The 2,276-nt window shown below is 52.9% G+C and carries 1 protein-coding gene; it reads right to left on the bottom strand.

Annotated features, from left to right (window positions below; translation table 11 throughout):
- Positions 1-91: 91 nt before the first annotated feature.
- A complete protein-coding gene (ltrA, locus tag FEI13_RS18740) occupies positions 92-1,603 on the bottom strand; it encodes a group II intron reverse transcriptase/maturase (protein WP_204758431.1) in 1,512 nt (503 codons plus the stop codon).
- Positions 1,604-2,276 lie beyond the last annotated feature (673 nt).

Here is a 2,276-nt window from a genome sequence, read left to right as displayed (position 1 = left end):
AGTGGAGTAAGAAGCAGGGCGTAGTCGAGCTATTTCCCTACTTCTCCTCCCCGAACCGTACGTGCACCTCTCAGCGCATACGGCTCTCCATTCAAGTGTGGCTCAAAGCCATGGCAACATCTCGGTAGCGCGAAGTGACGGTGTTGCGTACCTCTTCCTGTGGCAGATAGGGATTTGCCTCAGGAAGCCGCCATCGGAAGGTCATCTTTCGACTGGTCACCAGACGTCTCAGGCTCGTTACGCAGAAAACACCTCTGCCATTTGGGCCAAAGAATTTCCATGTCTTGGCTTGTTTCTCTGTTGGTCTCAGGAAGTGTTTTCGCATCATGGACTTTATCGATGCGCGATACTTCCTTGATAGCCAGTGGCCAAATCGCCAGAAGACAATGCCATCTATCTTCCTGTAAGTGATCGCGGTGTAGTCGGTATGCTGGTAGAAATTTGCCCATCCCGCCAGTCGGCGATTCAGGCGGTCCACCATGTCAATCCTATTCGCGCTGTGATTGCTAGACAATTCTTTCGCCAGAGATGCAGCGAAATTCTTTGCCTTTTCACGGGGGATGGACGTGACCGGGCGCATTGTGCCATTGGGTCCGCGTTTACGGACTACTCTATGACCCAGGAAAATGAACCCATCATTCACATGTGTAATATGGGTCTTATCCATATTCAGAGTTAATGAGAGGTCGTCCTCAAGGAACAGTCGGCACTCCTTGCGGATAGCCTCAGCATGAGCCTTGTTTCCTTTAACAACCAAGACGAAATCATCAGCGTAGCGACAGTAAGCTACCGCTGGTCGCCAATGTCGTCTTTCTCGCATGGCGATTGGAAATTCTCGTTGGATGCTAGAGTTCCAGTACCAACGATCTTTGCGGGCCTTCTTGCCAAGGTAGCGTTTCTCAAGCCATTGGTCGAATTCATTCAGCATGATATTCGACAGTAATGGTGAAAGCACACCACCTTGCGGAACGCCGTCGTGAGCAGCATGAAACAGCCCTTTGTCGACATGGCCCGCTTTGATGAATTTCCAGAGGAGGTCTAGGAAACGATTGTCACAAATCCGCCTGCGAACGCACCGCATCAGCTTTCGGTGGTGGACAGTATCAAAGTAGCTTGCCAAGTCGCCTTCTATGACCCAGCGGCCCTTTGTTTCTCCACTATCCGTAAGCTGCAATTTCACGGTTCGGATAGCATGGTGCACGCTTCTTTCGGGGCGGAAGCCGTAGGATAAGCGATGGAAGTCGCTTTCCCATATGGGCTCCATTGTCATCAGCATCGCACGTTGTACAATCCTATCTCGCAGTGTTGGTATCCCCAGTGGGCGCTTCTTGCCGTTGGCCTTCGGAATATAGATACGACGAGCAGGCTGAGGCTGATAGGTTCCAGCCAGCAGCTCTGAGCGAATATCCTCCACATAGTGGCTAATATCCTGCTCTACTACTCGTCGAGTCTCACCGTCTACCCCAGCAGTCTTGGCCCCCTTTGATGCCAGTGTTTTCCACGCAGCATTCAGGAGCCAATCGCGCCCTGCAATCAGCCTCAACAGTCGATCAAACCTACGATTCGGATCTTCTGTTGACCATGTTGCTAGCTTGCTCTGCATTTCCCTGATTATCAAAGGTCTTCACCTCTCTCAGTCAGGTAATTAGTGGAACAAGCCACTTGAACTGCCTCCCTTCGCCATGTGGTGGGCTTTCCCCACCTCGGACTACTACGGAGGCTCCGCCAGCTTGTTGGGCATCGGGGTCGCACTCCCTTACCATCCCATACAAGCCTTCCCTCGTTTACATGCTGGACTCAAGCGTATGGAGGAGGTTGCCGATCGCAATCTTTACCCTTGCATGCTGCAAGTTGGTGTACCCGGTACGGATTAGCTGCGCACTGTCCATACCCCTGTTGGCATCGACTTGGCTATTCGTTGCCCGCAGCAGAAGTGAGCCGTACCTGTACTCACTGCTGGGGTACACACCTCCAATAAGCCGTGTAGGAGGTGGCGACACGTTCAGCCCACAGACGCGGATTAATCGGTTCGTGTTCCTCAACCTTTCCATACTTAGCCTAGAGGTGCATCTTGGCGTAACGGCTTCGCCTCACACCCCGTTTCCCACGGGTTACATCACCCTGCCAGTGCACTGCAGGTCACTGCCGCTTCGGCTCATGCCCTCTCACAGCAGAGGGCAGCCCTTCACTAGGAGCATCCTGCTCGTCATGAAGGTATTCCAGTCATGCTCGTGCCCATTCAGCTACTTCCTGCTGCCTTCAGGGTCGAGGCACAC

It is taken from the genome of Halomonas urmiana, from assembly GCF_005780185.1.
Lineage (GTDB): Bacteria > Pseudomonadota > Gammaproteobacteria > Pseudomonadales > Halomonadaceae > Halomonas > Halomonas urmiana.
This window is presented reverse-complemented; position numbering and strand designations above follow the sequence as displayed.

What these genes read in the sequence shown, in the direction of transcription:
- ltrA (WP_204758431.1), bottom strand. Translation starts at nt 1,603, where the DNA reads ATGCAGAGCAAGCTAGCAACATGGTCAACAGAAGATCCGAATCGTAGG.